This is a genomic window from Rhizobium aethiopicum (assembly GCF_900094625.1).
Taxonomy (GTDB): domain Bacteria; phylum Pseudomonadota; class Alphaproteobacteria; order Rhizobiales; family Rhizobiaceae; genus Rhizobium; species Rhizobium aethiopicum.
In genome coordinates this window covers 216,721-235,313 of sequence record NZ_FMAJ01000010.1, presented here as the reverse complement: position 1 = coordinate 235,313, position 18,593 = coordinate 216,721, and the positions used below count along the sequence as shown (strand labels likewise).

Annotated in this window: 22 protein-coding genes; 10 read left to right on the top strand and 12 right to left on the bottom strand. The window is 61.8% G+C overall.

Annotated elements, in window-relative coordinates:
* The first annotated feature begins 79 nt into the window (after positions 1-79).
* The 4 genes from ftsE to GA0061105_RS21725 all read left to right on the top strand — a co-directional run bounded on the left by ftsE (position 80) and on the right by GA0061105_RS21725 (position 3,415).
* A complete protein-coding gene (ftsE, locus tag GA0061105_RS21740) occupies positions 80-739 on the top strand; it encodes a cell division ATP-binding protein FtsE (protein ID WP_064697550.1) in 660 nt (219 codons plus the stop codon).
* Entirely contained in the window at positions 732-1,745 is a 1,014-nt protein-coding gene (locus GA0061105_RS21735) for a cell division protein FtsX (RefSeq protein WP_092752755.1), read from the top strand. Before ftsE ends, GA0061105_RS21735 begins: the two co-directional genes overlap by 8 nt.
* A gap of 67 nt (positions 1,746-1,812) precedes the next feature.
* A complete protein-coding gene (locus tag GA0061105_RS21730) occupies positions 1,813-2,529 on the top strand; it encodes a YdcF family protein (RefSeq protein ID WP_208601680.1) in 717 nt (238 codons plus the stop codon).
* An 88-nt stretch (positions 2,530-2,617) separates the two neighbouring features.
* A complete protein-coding gene (locus tag GA0061105_RS21725; protein ID WP_092752753.1) occupies positions 2,618-3,415 on the top strand; it encodes a lysophospholipid acyltransferase family protein in 798 nt (265 codons plus the stop codon).
* Here the strand turns inward: GA0061105_RS21725 and GA0061105_RS21720 are convergent, their stop codons facing one another.
* A complete protein-coding gene (locus GA0061105_RS21720; protein ID WP_092752751.1) occupies positions 3,416-3,946 on the bottom strand; it encodes a gamma-glutamylcyclotransferase in 531 nt (176 codons plus the stop codon). It lies immediately after the preceding gene.
* 51 nt (positions 3,947-3,997) lie between these two features.
* Here GA0061105_RS21720 and GA0061105_RS21715 point away from each other — a divergent pair, with 51 nt between their 5' ends.
* Positions 3,998-5,014: a DUF2125 domain-containing protein gene (locus GA0061105_RS21715; RefSeq protein ID WP_092752749.1), complete on the top strand. Its 1,017-nt coding sequence runs from the start codon at positions 3,998-4,000 to the stop codon at positions 5,012-5,014.
* Between the two features lie 49 nt (positions 5,015-5,063).
* Here the strand turns inward: GA0061105_RS21715 and GA0061105_RS21710 are convergent, their stop codons facing one another.
* From GA0061105_RS21710 to GA0061105_RS21695, 4 genes are all read right to left on the bottom strand, one after another.
* Positions 5,064-5,483, bottom strand: coding sequence for a GNAT family N-acetyltransferase (locus tag GA0061105_RS21710; RefSeq protein WP_092752747.1), 420 nt, complete (start codon positions 5,481-5,483; stop codon positions 5,064-5,066).
* An 8-nt stretch (positions 5,484-5,491) separates the two neighbouring features.
* Positions 5,492-6,418: a prephenate/arogenate dehydrogenase family protein gene (locus tag GA0061105_RS21705; RefSeq protein WP_064697544.1), complete on the bottom strand. Its 927-nt coding sequence runs from the start codon at positions 6,416-6,418 to the stop codon at positions 5,492-5,494.
* Positions 6,415-7,512 carry a histidinol-phosphate transaminase gene (hisC, locus tag GA0061105_RS21700; RefSeq protein WP_208601679.1) on the bottom strand — a complete coding sequence of 366 codons (1,098 nt, stop codon included), beginning with the start codon at positions 7,510-7,512 and terminating at the stop codon, positions 6,415-6,417. The genes GA0061105_RS21705 and hisC overlap by 4 nt, the downstream gene beginning before the upstream one ends.
* A gap of 136 nt (positions 7,513-7,648) precedes the next feature.
* Entirely contained in the window at positions 7,649-8,425 is a 777-nt protein-coding gene (locus tag GA0061105_RS21695; protein WP_092752743.1) for a class I SAM-dependent methyltransferase, read from the bottom strand.
* Positions 8,426-8,478: 53 nt separating this feature from the next.
* Here GA0061105_RS21695 and gloB point away from each other — a divergent pair, with 53 nt between their 5' ends.
* Positions 8,479-9,249, top strand: a complete 771-nt coding sequence (gene gloB, locus GA0061105_RS21690) for a hydroxyacylglutathione hydrolase (RefSeq protein ID WP_092752741.1) — start codon at positions 8,479-8,481, stop codon at positions 9,247-9,249.
* Complete coding sequence (locus tag GA0061105_RS21685) at positions 9,249-9,671, top strand: cupin domain-containing protein (RefSeq protein ID WP_092752739.1); 423 nt, start codon at positions 9,249-9,251, stop codon at positions 9,669-9,671. Before gloB ends, GA0061105_RS21685 begins: the two co-directional genes overlap by 1 nt.
* Before the next feature lie 3 nt (positions 9,672-9,674).
* Here GA0061105_RS21685 and yddG read toward each other — a convergent pair whose 3' ends face one another.
* Together yddG and GA0061105_RS21675 are read right to left on the bottom strand one after the other, a co-directional pair.
* Positions 9,675-10,565: an aromatic amino acid exporter YddG gene (gene yddG, locus GA0061105_RS21680; protein WP_092752737.1), complete on the bottom strand. Its 891-nt coding sequence runs from the start codon at positions 10,563-10,565 to the stop codon at positions 9,675-9,677.
* A 30-nt stretch (positions 10,566-10,595) separates the two neighbouring features.
* Positions 10,596-11,372, bottom strand: a complete 777-nt coding sequence (locus GA0061105_RS21675) for a DUF3108 domain-containing protein (RefSeq protein ID WP_092752735.1) — start codon at positions 11,370-11,372, stop codon at positions 10,596-10,598.
* Positions 11,373-11,611: 239 nt separating this feature from the next.
* On the opposite strand from GA0061105_RS21675, the gene rpmB reads away from it, so the two are divergent.
* Together rpmB and GA0061105_RS21665 are read left to right on the top strand one after the other, a co-directional pair.
* The gene (gene rpmB / locus GA0061105_RS21670; protein WP_008527777.1) at positions 11,612-11,908 is read left to right on the top strand and encodes a 50S ribosomal protein L28; all 297 of its coding nucleotides are present in this window, start codon (positions 11,612-11,614) and stop codon (positions 11,906-11,908) included.
* A 112-nt stretch (positions 11,909-12,020) separates the two neighbouring features.
* On the top strand, positions 12,021-12,656 hold the full coding sequence (locus GA0061105_RS21665) for a VUT family protein (RefSeq protein ID WP_092752733.1): 636 nt from the start codon (positions 12,021-12,023) through the stop codon (positions 12,654-12,656).
* Between the two features lie 6 nt (positions 12,657-12,662).
* On the opposite strand, the gene GA0061105_RS21660 is transcribed toward GA0061105_RS21665, so the two are convergent.
* From GA0061105_RS21660 to GA0061105_RS21640, 5 genes are all read right to left on the bottom strand, one after another.
* On the bottom strand, positions 12,663-13,229 hold the full coding sequence (locus GA0061105_RS21660; RefSeq protein WP_092752783.1) for an ATP-binding protein: 567 nt from the start codon (positions 13,227-13,229) through the stop codon (positions 12,663-12,665).
* Positions 13,230-13,288: 59 nt separating this feature from the next.
* Positions 13,289-14,314, bottom strand: coding sequence for an esterase-like activity of phytase family protein (locus GA0061105_RS21655; protein ID WP_092752731.1), 1,026 nt, complete (start codon positions 14,312-14,314; stop codon positions 13,289-13,291).
* A 24-nt stretch (positions 14,315-14,338) separates the two neighbouring features.
* Positions 14,339-16,240 (bottom strand): cobaltochelatase subunit CobT, encoded by a 1,902-nt coding sequence (cobT, locus tag GA0061105_RS21650; RefSeq protein WP_092752729.1) that lies wholly within the window; start codon positions 16,238-16,240, stop codon positions 14,339-14,341.
* A 13-nt stretch (positions 16,241-16,253) separates the two neighbouring features.
* Positions 16,254-17,246, bottom strand: a complete 993-nt coding sequence (gene cobS / locus GA0061105_RS21645; protein ID WP_064697534.1) for a cobaltochelatase subunit CobS — start codon at positions 17,244-17,246, stop codon at positions 16,254-16,256.
* A 309-nt stretch (positions 17,247-17,555) separates the two neighbouring features.
* The gene (locus tag GA0061105_RS21640; RefSeq protein ID WP_064697533.1) at positions 17,556-18,173 is read right to left on the bottom strand and encodes a J domain-containing protein; all 618 of its coding nucleotides are present in this window, start codon (positions 18,171-18,173) and stop codon (positions 17,556-17,558) included.
* Positions 18,174-18,277: 104 nt separating this feature from the next.
* On the opposite strand from GA0061105_RS21640, the gene GA0061105_RS21635 reads away from it, so the two are divergent.
* Positions 18,278-18,559 carry a BolA family protein gene (locus tag GA0061105_RS21635; RefSeq protein ID WP_092752727.1) on the top strand — a complete coding sequence of 94 codons (282 nt, stop codon included), beginning with the start codon at positions 18,278-18,280 and terminating at the stop codon, positions 18,557-18,559.
* Positions 18,560-18,593: the final 34 nt, after the last annotated feature.

Sequence of the window (18,593 nt, the reverse complement as noted above, 5' to 3'; positions counted from 1 at the left end):
TTCCGGCAAAATTTACCGGCTGTTAACGGTGTTGGTTAACAAGTCACGCAGTGAAACCAAGAACAGACTGAGCTGCCCGTTGATCCACTTCGAGAATGTCGGTTTGCGCTATGGCATGGGCCCGGAAATCCTCCGGGACCTGACCTTCGACATCCCGAAGAAATCCTTTCAGTTCCTGACAGGCCCGTCGGGGGCCGGCAAGACCTCGCTTCTGCGGCTGCTCTTCATGTCACTGCAGCCGACGCGCGGCCTGATCCGCATGTTCGGCCGCGATATTTCCGAAATTCCCCGTTCCGAATTGCCGCTGCTGCGCCGCCGTGTCGGCATCGTCTTCCAGGACTTCCGCCTCCTCGACCATCTCACAACCTATGAAAATGTCGCCCTGCCGCTGCGTGTGCGCGGCAAGGAGGAAAGCTCCTACAAGACCGACGTGCTGGAGCTGTTGAAGTGGGTCGGTCTCGGCGAACGCATCAACGTGCTGCCGCCGGTCCTTTCTGGCGGCGAAAAGCAGCGCGCTGCCATCGCCCGCGCCCTGATGGACCGCCCGGAAGTCCTGCTGGCCGACGAACCCACTGGCAATGTCGACCCGCCGATGGCCCGGCGCTTGCTCAATCTTTTCCTTGAGCTGAACCGGCTCGGCACAGCAGTCGTGATCGCCACTCACGACCTGGCGCTGATGGAGCAGGTGGAAGCCCGCCGCATGATCCTTTCGGGGGGGCACCTCGATATCTATGACTGAGCCCCCATCCAGAAACCGACAAATGGTGCCTGATAAAACCGAGCAGAAGCGGCCGGAAATGCGCGTGCGTCCGACCGCTCCGATCCTGCCGCCCTTCAATATTCAGGGCAACGCCCTGATGGTGGTGATATCGATCATGGCCTTTCTCGCCTGCCTGACGCTCGGCGGCGTCAGCATGGTGCGTTCGACGGCGGCAAGCTGGGAAAGCCAGATTTCCCGCGAGATCACCATCCAGATCAAGCCGGATGACAATCTCGACATGGAAAAGGCGCTGACGCAGGCCCGCGACCTGGCGCTGACATTCGTCGGCACCAAAAGCGGCCAGATCGTCGACGAGGCCGCCACCGCCCGTCTGCTCGAACCCTGGCTCGGCCCCGGTCTCGATCTCAAGGATCTGCCGGTTCCCCGCCTCGTCGTCATCACCATCGACGAAAGCAATCCGCCGGATTTCGATGCGATGCGGAGCCTCCTGAAGGACAGCATCCCGCAGGCGAGCCTTGACGATCATCGCACCTGGGTCGACCGGCTGGTCTCCATGGCGCACACGACGGTGCTGATCGGCACCGGCGTCCTGCTCCTGGTCTTCTCGGCAATGGTGCTCACCGTCGTCTTCGCGACGCGCGGCGCGCTGTCGGGCAACCGCCACATTGTCGAAGTGTTGCATTTCGTCGGCGCCGAGAGCTCCTTCGTTGCCACCGAATTTCAGAAACATTTCCTGAAGATCAGCCTCAAGGGCTCGGCGATCGGCAGCGCGCTTGCCGCTCTTTTCTTCGCTACCGCCGGCTTCTGGCAGAGCCGCACGCTTGCGACGCCGGAAACGGATCAGGCGACCGCACTGTTCGGCACCTTCTCCGTCGGCGTGCTCGGTTATGCCGGCATCTTCGCGACGATGATCGTCATCGCGCTCTTGACGACCGTCACGGCGCGGCTGACCGTCATGCGGACGATCTATGAAATCGATACGTTGCGTTCGGATCCGACACGCACCGACGGCATCGCAAGTTGATCATGGCTATGCCGTTTTATCGTGAAAGCGTCTGTTCCGCGCCGCAATCAGCGTATAATCACGATTCATGACCATGGGCGATACGACACGCAACCCGATTCGCCAGGACCCGGAGCTTGATCGTCCGGCAGGCCTGCCGCCGCGGCGCGGCCCGATCCGCCGCCTGCTGCGCTGGGGCGGCTTTGGCTGCGTCCTGGCGATCGCCCTGGTATTCGGCGGCTTCCTGCGGTTTGCCGATTCCGTGACAACGCTTAAACCCCCGGTGGAGCCGAAGGCGGATGCGATCGTCGTGCTGACAGGCGGCTACCAGCGCATCGATCAGGCCGTAGAACTGTTGCAGAAGGGCGCTGGCAAACGGCTGCTGATCTCGGGTGTCCACCCGACGACGACGCCGGCGCAAATCCGCAAGATGACGCAAGGTTCGGCCGATCTTTTCTCCTGCTGCGTCGATATCGGCCATGACGCGATAGACACGATCGGCAACGCCGAGGAGACCTCCAATTGGATCCACGCCAAGGGATACAGAAGCGTCCTCGTCGTCACCAACAATTATCATATGCCGCGGAGCCTCGCAGAGCTCTCCTATGTCGATCCGGACATCGAGTTCATCGCCTATCCGGTGGTCAATTCGGATTTGAAGACCCGCAACTGGTTTACCGATCCGAACGCGATGCGGGTCATGCTCGCCGAATATGCAAAGCTGCTGCTGGCCGGCGCCCGCAACATTACCGGCTTCGGCCGTCATACCGGACTGCGCTCGGCGAGTGTATCCGCTTCAAACTGAGCTTTTCCATCGGGGCGGCATCAAACGCTTTTTATGGCCGGCAATATCGTGTAGGCCGGTCGCATGAGCATGCCTCGGGAAAGTTTTTATGATCGCCCTGCGTTCCGTTCTCTTCAACACGATCTTCTACGTCAACCTGATCATCCGAATGATCGTGCTCTCGCCCTATTATTTCGTGGTGCCGCGGCTGACGGCCTACGCGATCCCGAAGAACTGGGCGCGCTCCAACCATTGGCTGATGCGGGTGATCGTCGGCACGACTTTTGAGATCGAGGGGTTGGAGAACCTGCCTGATGGCAGCTACATCCTGGCGCCGAAGCACCAGTCCTTCTGGGACACCTATGCGCTGCTGCCCAAGCTTAAGGACCCGGTCTACATCCTGAAGCGTGAGCTCATGTGGATCCCGCTCTTTGGCTGGTATGCGAAGAAGCAGCGAATGATCCCGGTCGATCGCGGCGCCCGCGGCAAGGTGATGGTGGACGTGCTGAAACGCACGAAAGAAGAGCTCGCGACCGGCCGGCAGCTCATCATCTATCCTGAGGGAACGCGCCGCCCGCCGGGCGCGGAGCCTCTTTATAAATACGGCATCGCCCGCATGTACCGCGACCTTGGCATTCCCGTCGTGCCGGTGGCCATGCATCCCGGCCTCTTTTGGCCGCGGCGGAGCATCCGTCGCTATCCCGGCCACTTCAAGGTGAGGATCCTGCCGGCGATCATGCCTGGAATGGATCCGGACGCCTTCTTCGCGCATCTGATCGAGGTAACGGAGCGGGCAAGCGACGAGCTCCTGCTCGACACCGTCGACCGTAATCCGCATCTGCCGTTGCCGCCAACAGCGGTTACTCGGCTGGCCGAGCTGCGCAAAGTGAAGGCGGCGACGGCCTGATCAGCCAGCCCGCAGCCGCTCGACCTCGTTGCCGACCTGCTCCAGCCACGGGTCGCGAATGCCCATCTGTTTTAGGTGCGCAAGCGTATTGAAGACATAAGCATCGTTCGGGCCTGACTGCCCCCTGGCCTCGTTCACCACCCGCGCGGCCGCAAGCGCATCCACCGTACCGGCATATTGCTCGTGGCCCCGATCAGCGACGTAGGTAACCGCCTCCATTCGGCGACCGCCGGCAAACTGCAGCCTGACGCGGCGCTCCAGATAGACATTGGTGACGAGTTCGCGGGCGCGGAGATAATCGATCACCTCGTCCCATTTTCCCGGCGAAATACGGAACGCCATGCCGCGGCAGGCCCCGCCCCTGTCGAGCCCGAGAACGAGGCCGGGATTATCGCGCGTGCCGCGATGAACGAAGGAGCGAACGCACAGCGAACGCCTGTAGCCATGCACCAGAGCCTCTGCCCGTTCCAGAAACTCGAAGCCCGGATTCCACATAAGCGAGCCGTAGCCAAACACCCAAAATTCGTCCATATCGCACGCCAGACCGGAATTACTTTCTACAACCCACCATTGGAGAACATCATGGCAGCGTCAAGCCGATCCGGCAGCAGCCAACCCGGCAGTAGCAAGAAATTCTGGTTGCTGGGCGGAGGCATCCTCCTGGTGGTTGCGCTTTATACCGGCGGCTGGTTCTACGCGGCCTCGGCATTGAAGACCACGGTGCTGAAAGCCATCGCGCCGCGCGACCAGGCCGGCGTCAGCGGCGAGTGCTCCGATATCGAATTCCGCGGCTATCCTTTCCGCATCGGCTTGTTCTGCTCCAAGATCGACGTCGATGACAACGTCAACGGCGTCTCCGCCACCTTCGGGGCATTGCGCTCGGCCGCCCAGGTCTATGCGCCCGGCAATATCGTCTGGGAACTCGATTCGCCGGCCGAGATCCGCACCACCAACGGCCTGTCGATTTCGGCCCAGTGGGCAGATCTGCAGGCGAGCCTGACGACCAGGCTGAAGGGCATCGACCGCAGCTCGACCGTCATCGACGGGCTGAAGGCGACGGCGGTCTCCTCCTATACCGGTCAGACCATCAGCTTCGATGCGGCCCGCACGGAAATTCACCTGCGCCAGAACGGCGCCGATCTCGACGGTGCGATCTCGGTGCAGGACGCGAATACGGCGATCAAGGACTGGCCGCAAATCTTTCCGAAATTGTCGGCCAGCATCGATCTCACCATCGCAGGCAAGGCCGGCCTGATCGACGGCAGCGATCCGAACGGCCTCAATGGTTCTGCCGGTGAATTGCGCCGTATCGTTGCCGATATCGGCGACGGCAAGGTGATGACGCTGACCGGTCCGTTCTCCTTCGACGAACGGGGCCTCCTCTCCGGCAAGTTCAAACTGGAGATCGAACGGCTCGGCCCGTGGGGCGACAGCCTGAAACAGGCGTTTCCGGATCTCGCCTCGACCGTCAACACGGTGACGAAGATGCTGAAGGCGCTCGCCGGCGGCGGCGACAAGGTCTCCGTCGATCTCGTCGTCGACCGCGGCAACGCCACTGTCAGCGGCTTCATCCCGCTCGGGCAGATCCCGCCGATCTAGGGTGTGGAGCCTGTCCCCGTCAGAATGATTCATGCTGACCGGGAAAGGTCTAGCCGATCCGTTTGATGAAAAACACTTCAGGCACCGATTGCAGGCCGGGCAGCTCGATTGCACCGGTTTCGATAAATCCGTTGCGGCGATGCCAGTCCTGGGGACGGCTCTCATCGCATTCGCTCGATGTCATCAACAGGCGAGCGCCCTCACCGCGCATCGCCTCTTCCCAGCCGAGAAACAGCGCGGTGCCGACGCCCGACCGGCGATGGCCCGCAAGGACGCGGATCATTTCCATATAGGGAACCCTGCCCCAGAAGCGGGAGAAGCGCAGGAAGCCGACGATCTCGCCGGCCTCCCTGGCGACGAGATATTCGCCGAGCGCCACGCAGCGTGACACCCAAGCCTTGCCGGCACTGGGATCCTCGCGCACCAGCCAGTCGATATCCGTCTGGCGTGCGCTCGCCACCTCCACCATCGCGGCTGCTACTTCTTGTCCAGCGGATGGGGGCGGCCGAAATCCGGTGCGTCGACATCCTGGCCGGCCTGGACGATCGAGCGGCGGATGGCGCGCGTGCGGGTAAAGAGTTCAAAGATCTTGTCGCCCTCACCCCAGCGTATCGCCCGCTGGAGATAGGCGAGATCCTCCGAGAAGCGCGCCAGCATTTCGAGGATTGCATCACGATTGTGCAGGCAGACGTCGCGCCACATGGTCGGGTCTGAGGCGGCAAGACGGGTGAAATCGCGAAAGCCGGAGGCGGAATATTTGATGACTTCCGATTCCGTCACCGTCTCCAGATCGTCGGCGGTGCCGACGATATTGTAGGCAATGATATGCGGCAGGTGCGAGACGATCGCGAGCACCTTATCGTGGTGTTCCGCATCCATTTCGTCGACCTTCGAGCCCAGCGCCTCCCAAAAGCCGCGCAGCCGCTTCAGCGCCGTCTCGTCGGTGCCGGAAACGGGCGTGAAGATGCACCAGCGGCCTTCGAAAAGGCCGGGGAAACCGGCATCCGGGCCGGATTTTTCCGTGCCGGCCAGCGGGTGGCCGGGGATGAAATGCACGTTGTCGGGCATATGCGGCTGCATCTGCGCGATCACCGACGCTTTGGTGGAGCCGACATCGGTGACAACAGCCCCGGGTTTGAGGTTTATGGCGATTTCCTTCGCCACGCTTTCCGAAGCGCCGACCGGCACCGAAACGATGATGAGATCGGCATCCCTGACGGCATCGGCCGAAGAGGTCGTATAGCGGTCGCCGAGGCCGAGCTCTTCCGCTCGCTTCAGCGTATCGGCACTGCGCGTGGCGACGACGATCTCTTTCGTGAGCCCAAGCCGCCTGATGTCATGGGCGAGCGACGAGCCGATCAGGCCGATGCCGATCAGCGCGATGCGGTCGAACAGCACACTCATGCTTGCCGTCCCATGAATTCACGGAGTACCGCAATCACGCCGCGATTGGCCTCTTCGGGACCGATGCTCATGCGCAGTGCATTCGAAAAGCCGTAGCTGCGCACGGCGCGCAGGATGTAGCCGCGGCTCGTAAGAAGTTCGTCGGCATCGGCCGCGCGCTTGCCGTCGATGTCAGGAAAGTGGATGAGGACGAAATTGGCGACCGACGGCGTCACTTTCAGCCCGATCGCCTCGAGATCCTGCGTAAGCGTCTCCACCCACATCTGGTTGTAGGAGACGGCCTGCTGAACGAAGGCCTGGTCGCGGATGGCCGCGGCACCGGCGGCGATCGCCGCCGCATTCAGGTTGAACGGAGCACGTACCCGGTTCACCGCGTCGACGATCTCCGCGGGCGCATACATCCAGCCAACACGCAGCGCCGCAAGACCATAGGCCTTCGAAAAGGTGCGCGTCATCACTACGTTGGAGCTGGAGGACACGACCTCGATGCCGGCCTCATAGTCGTTGCGGCGCACATATTCGGCATAGGCCGCATCGAGCACGAGCAGGACGTGTTTCGGCAGTCCTGCCTGCAGACGGCGGATCTCGCTGACCGGAACATAGGTGCCTGTGGGATTGCCCGGATTGGCGATAAAAATGATCTTCGTCCTTTCCGTCACCGCGGCAAGGATCGCGTCGACATCCACGGTATAGTTCTTTTCCCTAACGACGACGGGCGTCGCGCCGGCACCCTGGATCTGGATCTTGTAGACGAGGAACCCGTGCTCGGTGATGATGCCTTCGTCGCCGGCGCCGAGATAGACATGGCAGAGCAGACCGAGCAGTTCGTCGGAACCGTTACCACATAGGATGTTTGCCGGATTGAGGCCATGCACAGCGGCGATCGCCTCGCGCAGTTCGATCGCCTGTCCGTCGGGGTATCGCCCCAAATTATCGGCAGCTGCCTTGACGGCCTCTATCGCCTTCGGGCTGGCGCCAAGCGGCGTTTCGTTGGAGGAAAGCTTATAGACGCGGGCGACACCCGGCGCATGTTCCTTGCCCGGCACATAGGATGCGATATCGAGAATACCGGGACGCGGAACGGGCTTGCTCATCTCAACGCTCATGGGTCGACCTTGGAATCGCCGGGAAATACGGCTGTAAAAACACCTGCTGGCATTAAAGCGGAATGAGATTATTGTCGAGAGGCATGGGCGTGACACAATTAGAAAGAGGTACGCCGGCGAATATTCATCTACTTCGGGTTGTGGGAACCCCATGGGGCGCAAGAACCGGCACGAAGACGCGGCGGGAGGCTCGCGCCGCGACCGGCAGGCCCTGGTAGAGCCGCTTCTGCGCCTCGACGATGATGACGCCCGAAAAAGCAGGCCATAAGGTGCGGCCGACTCGCTCAAAGGCACGGCGAAGGCGCAGGATGGTTCTGAGTTTCGACGGCGGAAAGAATAGTGCTTCGGCAGTCGCGCCCGGCGTGAAATTGGTCTCGCGCAGCAAATGCGTCAGCTGACCGCGGGAATAGGGCCGCCCCGAACCGAAGGGCGTGTGCTCCATGCGGGCCCAGACCCCGCGCCGGTTCGGCACCACGATAACAAGCCGTCCGCCCGGCGCCAGCACTCGCCAGAGTTCCTTCAGCGTCTCGCGCGGGCTTTCAGCGAATTCCAGCGAATGCACCATCAGCACCCGGTCGATCGAGGAATCCGGCAGCGGCAGTTCCTCATCGAAAATCAGCGTCGTCGACGACAGCGAGCCCATCGGCCAGTTCACCGCACCCTGTCCGGCCGGCATGAAGGCGAAGGTGCGTTCCGTATCGGCCCGGAAACGGTCGAGGAAGGGCACGGCATAACCGAGACCAATGAGGCGTTCCTGCGGCAGGCGCACCCAGAGCGATGACAGCGCCATGGCGATCGACTGCTCGGCAAAACGCCCGAGGTCGGAATGATAGAACTGACGTAGGTCGACGATATCGGCGTGCATTGCGATAAATGTTATCAGCGGCCGGTTGGACTTCAAGGCCGGACTCTCTACATTCCCGCGAGAGTCGTGGGACAAGGGATAGTTTGAAGATGAAACCTTTGGAGTTAGATGTTTTTCTCTGCCGCACCGACAATTTCGGCGTGCTCGTGCACGATCCGGAGACAGGATTTACCGCTGCGATCGATGCGCCGGAGGAAGCGCCGATCCTGGAAGCGGCGAGACGGCGCGGATGGAAGATCACCCACATCTTCACCACCCATCACCACACCGATCACGTCGCCGCCAACCTGGCGCTGAAGCAGCAGTTCGGTTGCGAGATCATCGGCCCGATCAACGAGGCCATCGCCATTCCCGGTCTCGACCGGACGATGGCCGATGGCGACAGCTTCCTGTTCGGCGATCACGCGGTGGAGGTCATCGAGACCCCCGGCCACACCGCCGGTCACATCTGCTATCACTTCGTCGACGATAAGCTGCTCTTTGCCGCTGATACCCTGTTCGCGCTCGGTTGCGGCCGTCTGTTGGAACGCCCCGCCGCCGACATGTGGCATTCTCTGCAGAAGCTCGCGGTGCTGCCGGACGAGACCGCCGTCTATTTCGGCCACGAATATACCTTGTCCAACGCCCGCTTCGCACTGACTGTAGACCCGGACAACGAACGACTGAAGAGCCGCCTCACCGAAATCGAGGCCTTGCGCGGCGATGGCAAATTCACAGCTCCAACGACGCTGGGGCTGGAGAAGGAAACCAATCCGTTTCTGCGCGCCGCCGATCCGGCGATCCGCCGCAATCTGATCATGGAAGGCAAGACGAACGAGGAAGTGTTTGCTGAAATCCGCAGGCGCAAGGACAATTTCTGATGTCGCCTGAGGAGATTATCCGCGAACTCGGCATGCAGCCGCATCCCGAAGGTGGCTGGTACGTTGAGACATTCCGCGACACGGCGGGCGGAGGGCGCGGCCATTCGACGGCGATCTATTATCTGCTGACAAAAGGACAGCGTTCGCATTGGCATCGCGTCCATGACGCGGTCGAGGTCTGGCATTATTACGCCGGTGCGCCGCTGGCGCTGCACCGCTCGCAGCACGGAATGGCAGCCGAGACCCTGACGCTCGGAACCAACCTTCCTGCCGGTGAACGACCGCAGGCGATCATTCCCGCCAATTGGTGGCAATCGGCCGAGACGCTCGGCGATTTTACCCTGGTCGGCTGCACCGTCTCGCCCGGCTTCGAATTTTCGAGCTTCGAAATGGCGCCGGCGGACTGGAAGCCCGGTGGCTGAGGCTTACTGCGCTGCTGCGGGCCGTGTCTGGCTTTTGCGGCGAAACATTTCCTGAGCCGCCAGCACCGCCCCGCCGGTGACGAGCAGGCAGGCGAGAGCGATGCGCCAACTCGGCTCGGCAAAGCCGAACAGCGTCAGGATAAGCGTCGAAAGCAACGGCGCCGCATAGCTTGCCGCACCGAGGATCTGGATATCACCGTTCTTGACGCCATAGTCCCAGGCGTAGAAGGCAGCCCCGACAGGCAAGAACCCGAGCCCGATGACGGCGATCCATTCGAACATCGTTGCCGGCCAGACGGTCACCTCGAGGCCAAGATGGCAGAAGAGCGACAGGACGGAAGTGACGAGACAAAAGCCGGTAACGACATCGGTGGAAACGGCTTCGAAACGCCTGGTCAGCAGCGAATAGCCCGACCATGTGAAGGCGCAGAGGAAGGCCGCCCCATAGCCGACCGCGTAGGCGCCATCGAAATCGATGCCATTGCGGCCGACGATCAGGAAGGTGCCGCCAAGCCCGGCAACTGCGCCCGCGACGTGATACCAGCGCAACCGTTCGCCGGGCAGCAGCGCCGAGCCGACGACGATCAATAGCGGCCAGAGATAGGCGATCAGCCCGGCCTCCACCGCCGGCGCGTTCCTGAGCGCGGTGAAATAGAGGAAATGATAGCCGAATAGCCCCGCAATGCCCGTCAACCAGACTTTGGCCGGCTGCTTCAGCAACGCAAGCCGTGACGGGTCGAGAACAAGCACGACAATGCCGGGAATGCTGCCGATCGCAAAGCACACGGCCGAAAGCTGGAACGGCGGCATTTTTCCGGAGCCGGCCGTGAGCAACGCCAGGAACGACCACATAAGGATCGCCGTAAAACCGATCGCCGTCGCACGAAGCTTCACCTGTCCCCCTTCACGGAGACCAAAGCTCCGTCAGACGCTGCCGTATTTGACGGCAGTAATCGTCACCATTCCATATTCGGTTGGAATCCGCACATAGACAGGAGCGTATACATTTGCCGCGTCCGACTTGGCAAACCAGATTTCCATTCGGTCGCTCTTGCTGAGATAGTCGATATCCTTGCGCCCTTTCTTATAGCCGGACCTCGGAATGAAGCGCACGCTGCAGACCAGCGCCTTGCCCTTGAAGCCGTCGGTCTTGAAATCCTCGTCGCCCTTCGGCGAAAGCACCAGATCCATGCGCGTCTCACCGTCGAAAATCGGCAGCGTCTGCGAGCAGACCTTGGTATCTCCGGTGAAGACCAGGCCGGAGATCGGATCGAGCACCGAACGCATGTCGCCAGGCGTGACGTCGATCCAGTTCTTCGGCCGCTTCGGCGGCGGCGTCGTCGTCGCCGAAATGATGTTGCCGTTGCGGTAGCTGACCTCGTAGACGCGGGCCTTCTTGCCGCTCTTGTAATAGAGCGAATACTTCAGCGCCTGCAGCCGATCATTGCGGACGACGCCGGTGACGCTGGTCTTTGCCGAGATTGTCTTGATGAGATCAGCAAGGCCGGCGGATTTGATATCGCCCGCGATCTTGTAGCTGTGATCGTCCTCGATCTCAGTCAGAAACGCGGCGCGCGCGATCGGCAGGCCGGCCAGCGTCACCCGGTATACCGTCTGATGCTGGACCTCGGCCGCCGATGCCGGTATGGCAAGGAGTGCGGCGATAGCCGAGATGAAAATGCGTCTGCCCGAATGAGCCATGAGTGAAGCCTTGTCTTGCCGCGCGACGGCAGCGCTGCCGAGCGATCTATACTCCTGCCGCAAAGGGAAGAAAACAGCAGCTTTTTGACAGAATTGCGGGAAAGGCCAAGGATTGGCTTGACGCGCGCAGCCTCTCTGACTATAGAACCGCAACTTTCCAATCATGCCTGTTGGATTGCGAGCCCGGTTTTGCCGGGGATGGCAATTCGATGGCCCGAGAAAACAAGAATAGGTGTTCCATGTCCCGCGTGTGCGAATTGACCGGCAAGGCCGTCCTGACTGGTAACAATGTCAGCCATGCCAACAACAAGACCAAGCGCCGGTTCCTGCCGAACCTGTGCCAGGTTACGCTGATCTCCGACGCTCTCAATCAGCGTTATCGTCTTCGCGTTTCGGCTGCGGCTCTTCGCTCCGTCGAACATCGTGGCGGCCTCGATGCCTTCCTGATCAAGGCAAGCGAAAACGAACTGTCGATGCGCGCGCGCCTGCTGCGCCGTCAGATCGTCAAGAAGACCGCCGAAGCCGCTGCTGCGTAAGCTTCTGCACTTCTTTCATACGGCTTCAAAAGGCTTGCACGGGTAATACCGGTCAAGCCTTTTGCTTTGTCGGTCCGTCTCTCCAACTGGTGGCATCACCCAGGATAAAAAAATGCTGACGACGCGCTATACCGTTGCCTATGTCGCACTGATGACGCTGGTCGTCGTCGCCTCCAACTTCCTCGTCCAGTTTCCGCTGAACGCCGAAGTCGCCGGCATCAACTTGGCCGACATCCTGACTTGGGGCGCCTTTTCCTATCCGGTCGCCTTCCTGATCACCGATCTGACCAACCGCCAGTTCGGCCCGCAGGCAGCTCGCAAGGTTGTCCTTGCCGGCTTTGTCGTCGGCGTAACGCTGTCCTTCTTTACTTCAGTGCCGCGGATCGCCATCGCCTCCGGATCGGCCTACCTCGCGGGACAGCTGCTCGATATCGCCGTCTTCAACCGCCTGCGCCGCCAGGCCTGGTGGCGCGCGCCACTTTTGGGCTCGCTGATCGGCTCGGCGCTCGACACGGTGATGTTCTTCTCATTGTCCTTTGCCGCCTTTTTCGTCTTCCTCGGCCCGAACGAGCCCTTTGCGCTGGAAACGGCACCTGTGCTCGGCGTCTTCGCCGCTGAAGCCCCGCGCTGGATTTCCTGGGCGATCGGCGATTTCGCAGTCAAGATGATCGTCGGCCTCGTCATGCTGCTGCCCTATGGCGCGCTGATGAACGTGCTGCGGCCGATGCAGCCCGCACGCGTCAGCTGAAGTCTTTTAGCGACGCTGCCGGACGGCGCCGGCGGCGATTGCAGGATGTAGCAGAACCTCTGCAACGAGATCATCGATATCTCGTGACGAATCGAGCCGCAGGACCGGCGCCGTCTGCGTTTCCAGCCATTGCTCATGCGCCGCGAGGCTGCGGCGTTCCGGACCGGCCGTGTCGTAACTTGCCGCCCATTCCATGAATTCCCCGCTTTTGGTTTCCATATCGCCGCCGGGCCCGATCCGGTCTCCGTAACGGGCGATCTCCCGCGCACGGATCCGCCTCATTCGGAGCTCCGGCTCGATCCTGAGGAACACGATCAGATCATAGAACGGCTCGATCTGCCTGGCCCATTTCAGCGCCGATCCGGAGAGGACCCAGCCGTCATGCCGCGCCGCTTCTGCAAGCAGCAGCCGAATGCGCTCGTCGGCGTCCCGCGGCGTCGTGAATGGAGGATCGGTCGGCAGCCAAAAGAAATCGTCGGTATCGAGATGGGCGATATCTAGCCTGCCGGCCAGCGCAAGGCCGAGTGATGTCGTGCCGGAGCCGGCTGCCCCAATGACGTGGATATGATGCACCATGACCGTCCTCCGAGGCTGCTCTCGATGCGGTAATGGGATAGCCGAGGCATGTGACGTCAATCTGACGCCGCCCTCAGCATGCGGCTATCGGAGAGCCGGAATTCCAGCATCAGATTGCGCTGCAGGATCGAATGATTGTCGTCCGACACCAGAATGATATGGGTCGTGCCGTCCGCGGCCTGGAAAGCGTCAAGGCCTTCCATATTGTCGATCTGCGAATTGAAATTGCCTTCGAGCAGCAATTCGCCGGTAACGACGGCACCGGGCCGGATATCGGCGCCCTTGATGCGTCGGAGCCGCATGCCGATGCCTTCGGCCATATTGAATCGCCGCTCGAGGAGCAGCAGGTCGCCGTCCGGCAGGAAGGCGCCGTCGGTGACGTCGAAGCTGCCGTCGCGTGCGAGCGCGAACAGCCCTTTCAGCGGCCCGCTGAGAATAGCCGCCATCCGGTTGCCCTCGCTGTCGAGACCGCGCTCGGAGACGACGACCACGCCGCCCCTCAGCGGGCTGGAGGCAGGCGCGACGGTGATGGTTTCGATACCACGATTGTCGTCCAGCATCTTGCGCGGGATGAGGATCGGCAGGGTGGCGATCGCGCGCGATTCGGCAAAGCCGGGATCGGGATAGACGTCGACGCGATGAGCCTGCTCGAAAGAGACCAATATCCGGTCGCCGTCGAGCGCCAGGCCCTCCGCATCCATATGGCCCTTGCCCTCAAGCCTACGGCCGGCGCGGTTCTTCATCGGAATGATTTCGACACCAGAAAGGCCCGAAAGCCCGCCCTTGGCATCGCGCTCGATGCTGCCGGTCAGCCACTGGCCGGTATCGAGCACGACGATGAAGTGTTTCTGGTCCTCCCGGAACCGGATGGAGGAAAGCGAGCCGAACAGCGCGCGGCTGGAAACCATCTCCAGCCCGCCGAGAAATTCCAGCGAGCCGAACTTCGTCTCCGATGACCCGATCCTGAAATCGGTAATTTGCCGGCTAATGACCGGTATCTCATCACCAGCCAACGACGGGGAAGCGCCCCCTGCGAGGCAGAACGCAATCGATGCCGCGCGGCAGAGGCGTTTAAGCATCATTCCACGCGTTTCCTTCCAGCGGCGTCAGCCGGCACGGTGTAACCGGCCGCCGTGCGGCTGGGCGGATTGATCTTCAAAGAGCGAGGCGAGTTGCTCGGTCATCGCGCCGGCCAGTTCGTCCGCATCGACGATCGTCACGGCGCGGCGATAGTAGCGCGTCACGTCGTGACCGATGCCGATCGCCAACAATTCCACCGGCGAACGCGTCTCGATCCGCTCGATCACAGCGCGCAGATGCCGCTCGAGATAATTGCCCGGATTGACCGACAGCGTCGAATCGTCGACCGGCGCCCCGTCCGAGATCATCATCAGGATGCGGCGCTGCTCGCGGCGCGCGAGCAGGCGATTATGCGCCCAGATCAGCGCCTCGCCGTCGATATTTTCCTTGAGCAGGCCCTCGCGCATCATCAGCCCGAGATTGGCGCGCGCCCGCCGCCACGGCGCGTCAGCGGATTTGTAGATGATGTGGCGCAGGTCGTTGAGGCGCCCCGGCGTCTGCGGCTTGCCGCCGGCAAGCCAGGTTTCGCGTGCTTGCCCGCCTTTCCAGGCCTTCGTGGTGAAGCCGAGGATCTCGACCTTGACGCCGCAGCGCTCCAGCGTGCGGGCGAGAATATCGGCGCAGGTGGCGGCAACCGTGATCGGCCGGCCGCGCATCGAGCCGGAATTGTCGATCAGCAGGGTGACGACGGTGTCGCGGAACTGCGTGTCGCGCTCCATCTTGAAGGAAAGCGCCTGCATCGGATCGATAATGATGCGCTGCAGCCTGGCCGGATCGAGATAACCCTCTTCCAGGTCAAAATCCCAGGAGCGGTTCTGCTGCGCCATCAGCCGGCGCTGCAGCCGGTTGGCCAGACGCCCGACCGCGCCCTGCAGATGCGCCAGCTGCTTGTCGAGGAAGGCACGCAGGCGCTCCAGCTCGGCGGCATCGCAGAGTTCCTCGGCGGTGATGATCTCGTCGAATTCTTCGGTATAGACGTGATAATCGACCTTCTCGTTGAAGTCGGCAAACGGCGTGTTCGGACGTCGGGTCTCGCCCGGCGTTTCCGAATCGTCCTCGCCCTCCTCCATCATGTCGTCGTCGGAGATTTCGGCGCCTTCGGTCTCACCATCCTCCATTTGCTCGTCGGCGACCTCGCTGTCCTCGACCGGGGCGGCATCGGTGCCGGCATCCTCATCGACTTCGTCCTGGTCCTGCTCGTCGCCACTCGGCTGGTCTTCCTGCTCCGACTGATCGTCATTGTCGGCCTCACTGTCGTCATCGCCATACTCCTCGGCCATTTCCATGGCCGACAGCATATTGCGGATGACCTTGGCGAAAGCCTGCTGGTCGTTGATCGCTTCCGACAGGTTGTCGAGCTCGGAGCCTGCCTTGTCCTCGATGAAGCCGCGCCAGAGGTCGAGCACCTTGCCGGCGGAGGCCGGCGGGCGCTGACCGGTAAGCTTCTCGCGCACCATCATGGCGACGGCTTCGCCGATCGGTGCATCTTCCTGGCGCTCGATGCCGGTGAAATTCGCCTTGGAATATTTCTCTTCCGTCATGGAGCGCAGGTTAGCCGCCACGCCCTCCATGCGCAGCGTGCCGATCGATTCGACACGCGCCTGCTCGACCGCATCGAAGATCGCCCGGGCGTCCGAGCCCTGCGGCGCCATCGTCGTATGCACCTTCTCGTCATGGCAGGCGAGGCGCAACGCCATGGAATCGCCGAGCCCACGAGTGACCGCGAGCTCATGCGCCGTCGGCCGCTTGGAAAGCTCCGGCAGCCGGATGCGCTCGCCTGTCATTCCAGGCCGTTCGTTGGCGAAGGTCACCTCGACATCACCGTCGCCGGCAATCGAGCGCACGCAGCCGGATATCGCCCGGCGCAATGGCTCGACGTCAACGGGGGCGCCGGGCTTTGCTTTCGAATTGTCACCGCGAGCTGCCATGATCGGTCGGGCCTCAGGCTCCGAGAACGATGTTGGCGGCACTTTCCTTCAGCTCGATGCCGAAGGCGCGCTGATAGTGCTCGGCCACCAGCGGGCGCTCCAGCTCGTCACACTTGTTGAGGAAGGTGACGCGGAAGGCGAAGGCGAGGTCGCCGAAGATTTCGGCATTCTCGGCCCAGGTGATGACAGTACGCGGGCTCATGACGGTCGAGAGATCGCCATTCATGAAGGCGGCGCGCGTCAGGTCGGCGACCCGCACCATCTTCGAGACGGTGTCGCGCCCGTCCCTGTCCTTGCCGAAGCTCTTCACCTTGGCGGCGACGATATTCACTTCGTGATCATGCGGCAGGTAGTTCAGCGTCGTCACGATCGACCAGCGGTCCATCTGCGCCTGGTTGATCTGCTGCGTGCCGTGATAGAGGCCCGTGGTGTCGCCGAGGCCGATCGTATTGGCGGTCGCAAAAAGGCGGAAGGCCGGGTGCGGCCGGATGACGCGGCTCTGGTCGAGCAGCGTCAGGCGGCCGGAAGATTCCAGCACGCGCTGGATGACGAACATCACGTCGGGGCGGCCGGCATCATATTCGTCGAAGACGAGCGCGACATTGTGCTGATAGGCCCAGGGCAGGATGCCGTCCTTGAACTCGGTGACCTGCAACCCGTCCTTGACGACGATTGCGTCCTTGCCGACGAGATCGATACGGCTCACATGGCTGTCGAGGTTGATGCGCACGCAGGGCCAGTTGAGGCGCGCCGCCACCTGCTCGATATGCGAGGATTTGCCCGTGCCGTGGTAGCCGGAGATCATCACGCGGCGGTTATGCGCGAAGCCTGCGAGAATGGCGAGCGTCGTCTCGCGGTCGAACAGGTAATCCGTATCGAGATCCGGCACATAGGCGTCGCCCTTGCTGTAGGCGGGAACGCGGATGTCGGAATCGATACCGAAGGTCTCGCGGACCGAAACGGTGGTATCGGGCAGTTCTGAAATATCGAGGTCGATCTTGCTCATCATGTCTCCAAGGCGGGTGAAGCCACCCGGCCAAACTGTCTCAGGCCATGTCGCAACCGTGACGCCGCGATTCTATTCCGCGCCCGTCCAGGTCGGAACGTCGGCGATACTTCTCCGGGACTGAAACGAAACCTCGGCGGGATGATGACCGCGTGCGAGCATTCTTGAAAGAGTCCCGGACAAGAAACGCCGCGTCCGGAAGGTCGGCCGAGGCGATGTCGGGAAAACACGCAGATAGGAGCCGCGTTTGCCTGCGGCCTCAGCCGATTTGGACCATACCCGATTGAAGCCCAAGAGCAAGGACGGGAATTAACAAAAACCGTTCTGCTTCAACAATTGATAGGCCTGGATGACCGCGCGGAAACGCTCTTCCGAGCCGCGGTCGCCGCCATTGGCATCCGGATGGTGCTTCTTGACCAGTTCCTTGTAGCGGCTTTTAATTTCTGCCGAGGTCGCATTGGCATTGAGGCCCATCGTATCGAAGGCTTTGCTCTCGAGCGATTTCAGCTTGCGCGCCTGGGGGAAGCGCGGACCGCTGCTCTTGCCGCCTTCCTTGACGAAGCCGAAGGGATCGCGAACCCGCGAGTAAGCGCCGGAGCGGACTTCCGAATGCAGCGGACTGTCCTTGGCCGACTTGTTGACGCCGACTGTCCATGTCGGACGATGGCCGGTGATCGCCTCTTTCTGGTAGCGCGCGATCTCGCCGTCCGACAGACCGGAGAAATAATTGTAGCCCTTGTTGTATTCCTTGACGTGCTCGAAGCAGAACAAAAAGAACTGGCCTTCCGCGTTGCGTCCGACGGGAGCGCGATGCGAACCTTTCTTGTCGCAGCCGTCCCACTGACAGGTAGGCGGTGCCTGCTCTGTCTCCTGCTCGCGTTTGCGGCGTGTCCGGATGCGATCGAAATATTTGGAATCAAGTCTCATGACGGCGCTAATTATGGGGCTGTCGCGAAGCGACAACAAGAATTGACAAACGCGAATGTTGCTGGCTTGGTGGGAACCCTTTTCGCGAAGCACAAGACAGAGAGATGAGCCTGCGAACCCGCATCGAAGAAAAACTTGTCGAAGCCTTCGCGCCCGAACGCCTGAGCGTCATCGACGAAAGCCATCTGCATGCCGGCCACCAGCCTGACATCACAGGCACCGGTGAAACCCACATGCGCGTGAGGATCGTTTCGGCGAAATTTGCCGGCCTCTCCCGGCTCGCACGCCACCGGGCGATCACCGAGCTCCTGAAACCGGAGCTCAATGCCGGCCTGCATGCGCTGGCCGTCGAGCCGGCGGCACCGGGCGAACCGACACGCTGGTAGAGCCGCAGCCTATATGGGGACTGGTTGCCTTGGT

Excerpts from the sequence above, each read along its gene's own strand:
- GA0061105_RS21735 (WP_092752755.1), top strand. The coding sequence starts at position 732 with ATGACTGAGCCCCCATCCAGAAACCGACAAATGGTGCCTGATAAAACC.
- GA0061105_RS21730 (WP_208601680.1), top strand. The coding sequence starts at position 1,813 with ATGACCATGGGCGATACGACACGCAACCCGATTCGCCAGGACCCGGAG.
- GA0061105_RS21725 (WP_092752753.1), top strand. The coding sequence starts at position 2,618 with ATGATCGCCCTGCGTTCCGTTCTCTTCAACACGATCTTCTACGTCAAC.
- GA0061105_RS21720 (WP_092752751.1), bottom strand. The coding sequence starts at position 3,946 with ATGGACGAATTTTGGGTGTTTGGCTACGGCTCGCTTATGTGGAATCCG.
- GA0061105_RS21715 (WP_092752749.1), top strand. The coding sequence starts at position 3,998 with ATGGCAGCGTCAAGCCGATCCGGCAGCAGCCAACCCGGCAGTAGCAAG.
- GA0061105_RS21710 (WP_092752747.1), bottom strand. The coding sequence starts at position 5,483 with ATGGTGGAGGTGGCGAGCGCACGCCAGACGGATATCGACTGGCTGGTG.
- GA0061105_RS21705 (WP_064697544.1), bottom strand. The coding sequence starts at position 6,418 with ATGAGTGTGCTGTTCGACCGCATCGCGCTGATCGGCATCGGCCTGATC.
- hisC (WP_208601679.1), bottom strand. The coding sequence starts at position 7,512 with ATGAGCAAGCCCGTTCCGCGTCCCGGTATTCTCGATATCGCATCCTAT.
- gloB (WP_092752741.1), top strand. The coding sequence starts at position 8,479 with ATGAAACCTTTGGAGTTAGATGTTTTTCTCTGCCGCACCGACAATTTC.
- GA0061105_RS21685 (WP_092752739.1), top strand. The coding sequence starts at position 9,249 with ATGTCGCCTGAGGAGATTATCCGCGAACTCGGCATGCAGCCGCATCCC.
- GA0061105_RS21675 (WP_092752735.1), bottom strand. The coding sequence starts at position 11,372 with ATGGCTCATTCGGGCAGACGCATTTTCATCTCGGCTATCGCCGCACTC.
- rpmB (WP_008527777.1), top strand. The coding sequence starts at position 11,612 with ATGTCCCGCGTGTGCGAATTGACCGGCAAGGCCGTCCTGACTGGTAAC.
- GA0061105_RS21665 (WP_092752733.1), top strand. The coding sequence starts at position 12,021 with ATGCTGACGACGCGCTATACCGTTGCCTATGTCGCACTGATGACGCTG.
- GA0061105_RS21655 (WP_092752731.1), bottom strand. The coding sequence starts at position 14,314 with ATGATGCTTAAACGCCTCTGCCGCGCGGCATCGATTGCGTTCTGCCTC.
- cobT (WP_092752729.1), bottom strand. The coding sequence starts at position 16,240 with ATGGCAGCTCGCGGTGACAATTCGAAAGCAAAGCCCGGCGCCCCCGTT.
- cobS (WP_064697534.1), bottom strand. The coding sequence starts at position 17,246 with ATGAGCAAGATCGACCTCGATATTTCAGAACTGCCCGATACCACCGTT.
- GA0061105_RS21640 (WP_064697533.1), bottom strand. The coding sequence starts at position 18,173 with ATGAGACTTGATTCCAAATATTTCGATCGCATCCGGACACGCCGCAAA.
- GA0061105_RS21635 (WP_092752727.1), top strand. The coding sequence starts at position 18,278 with ATGAGCCTGCGAACCCGCATCGAAGAAAAACTTGTCGAAGCCTTCGCG.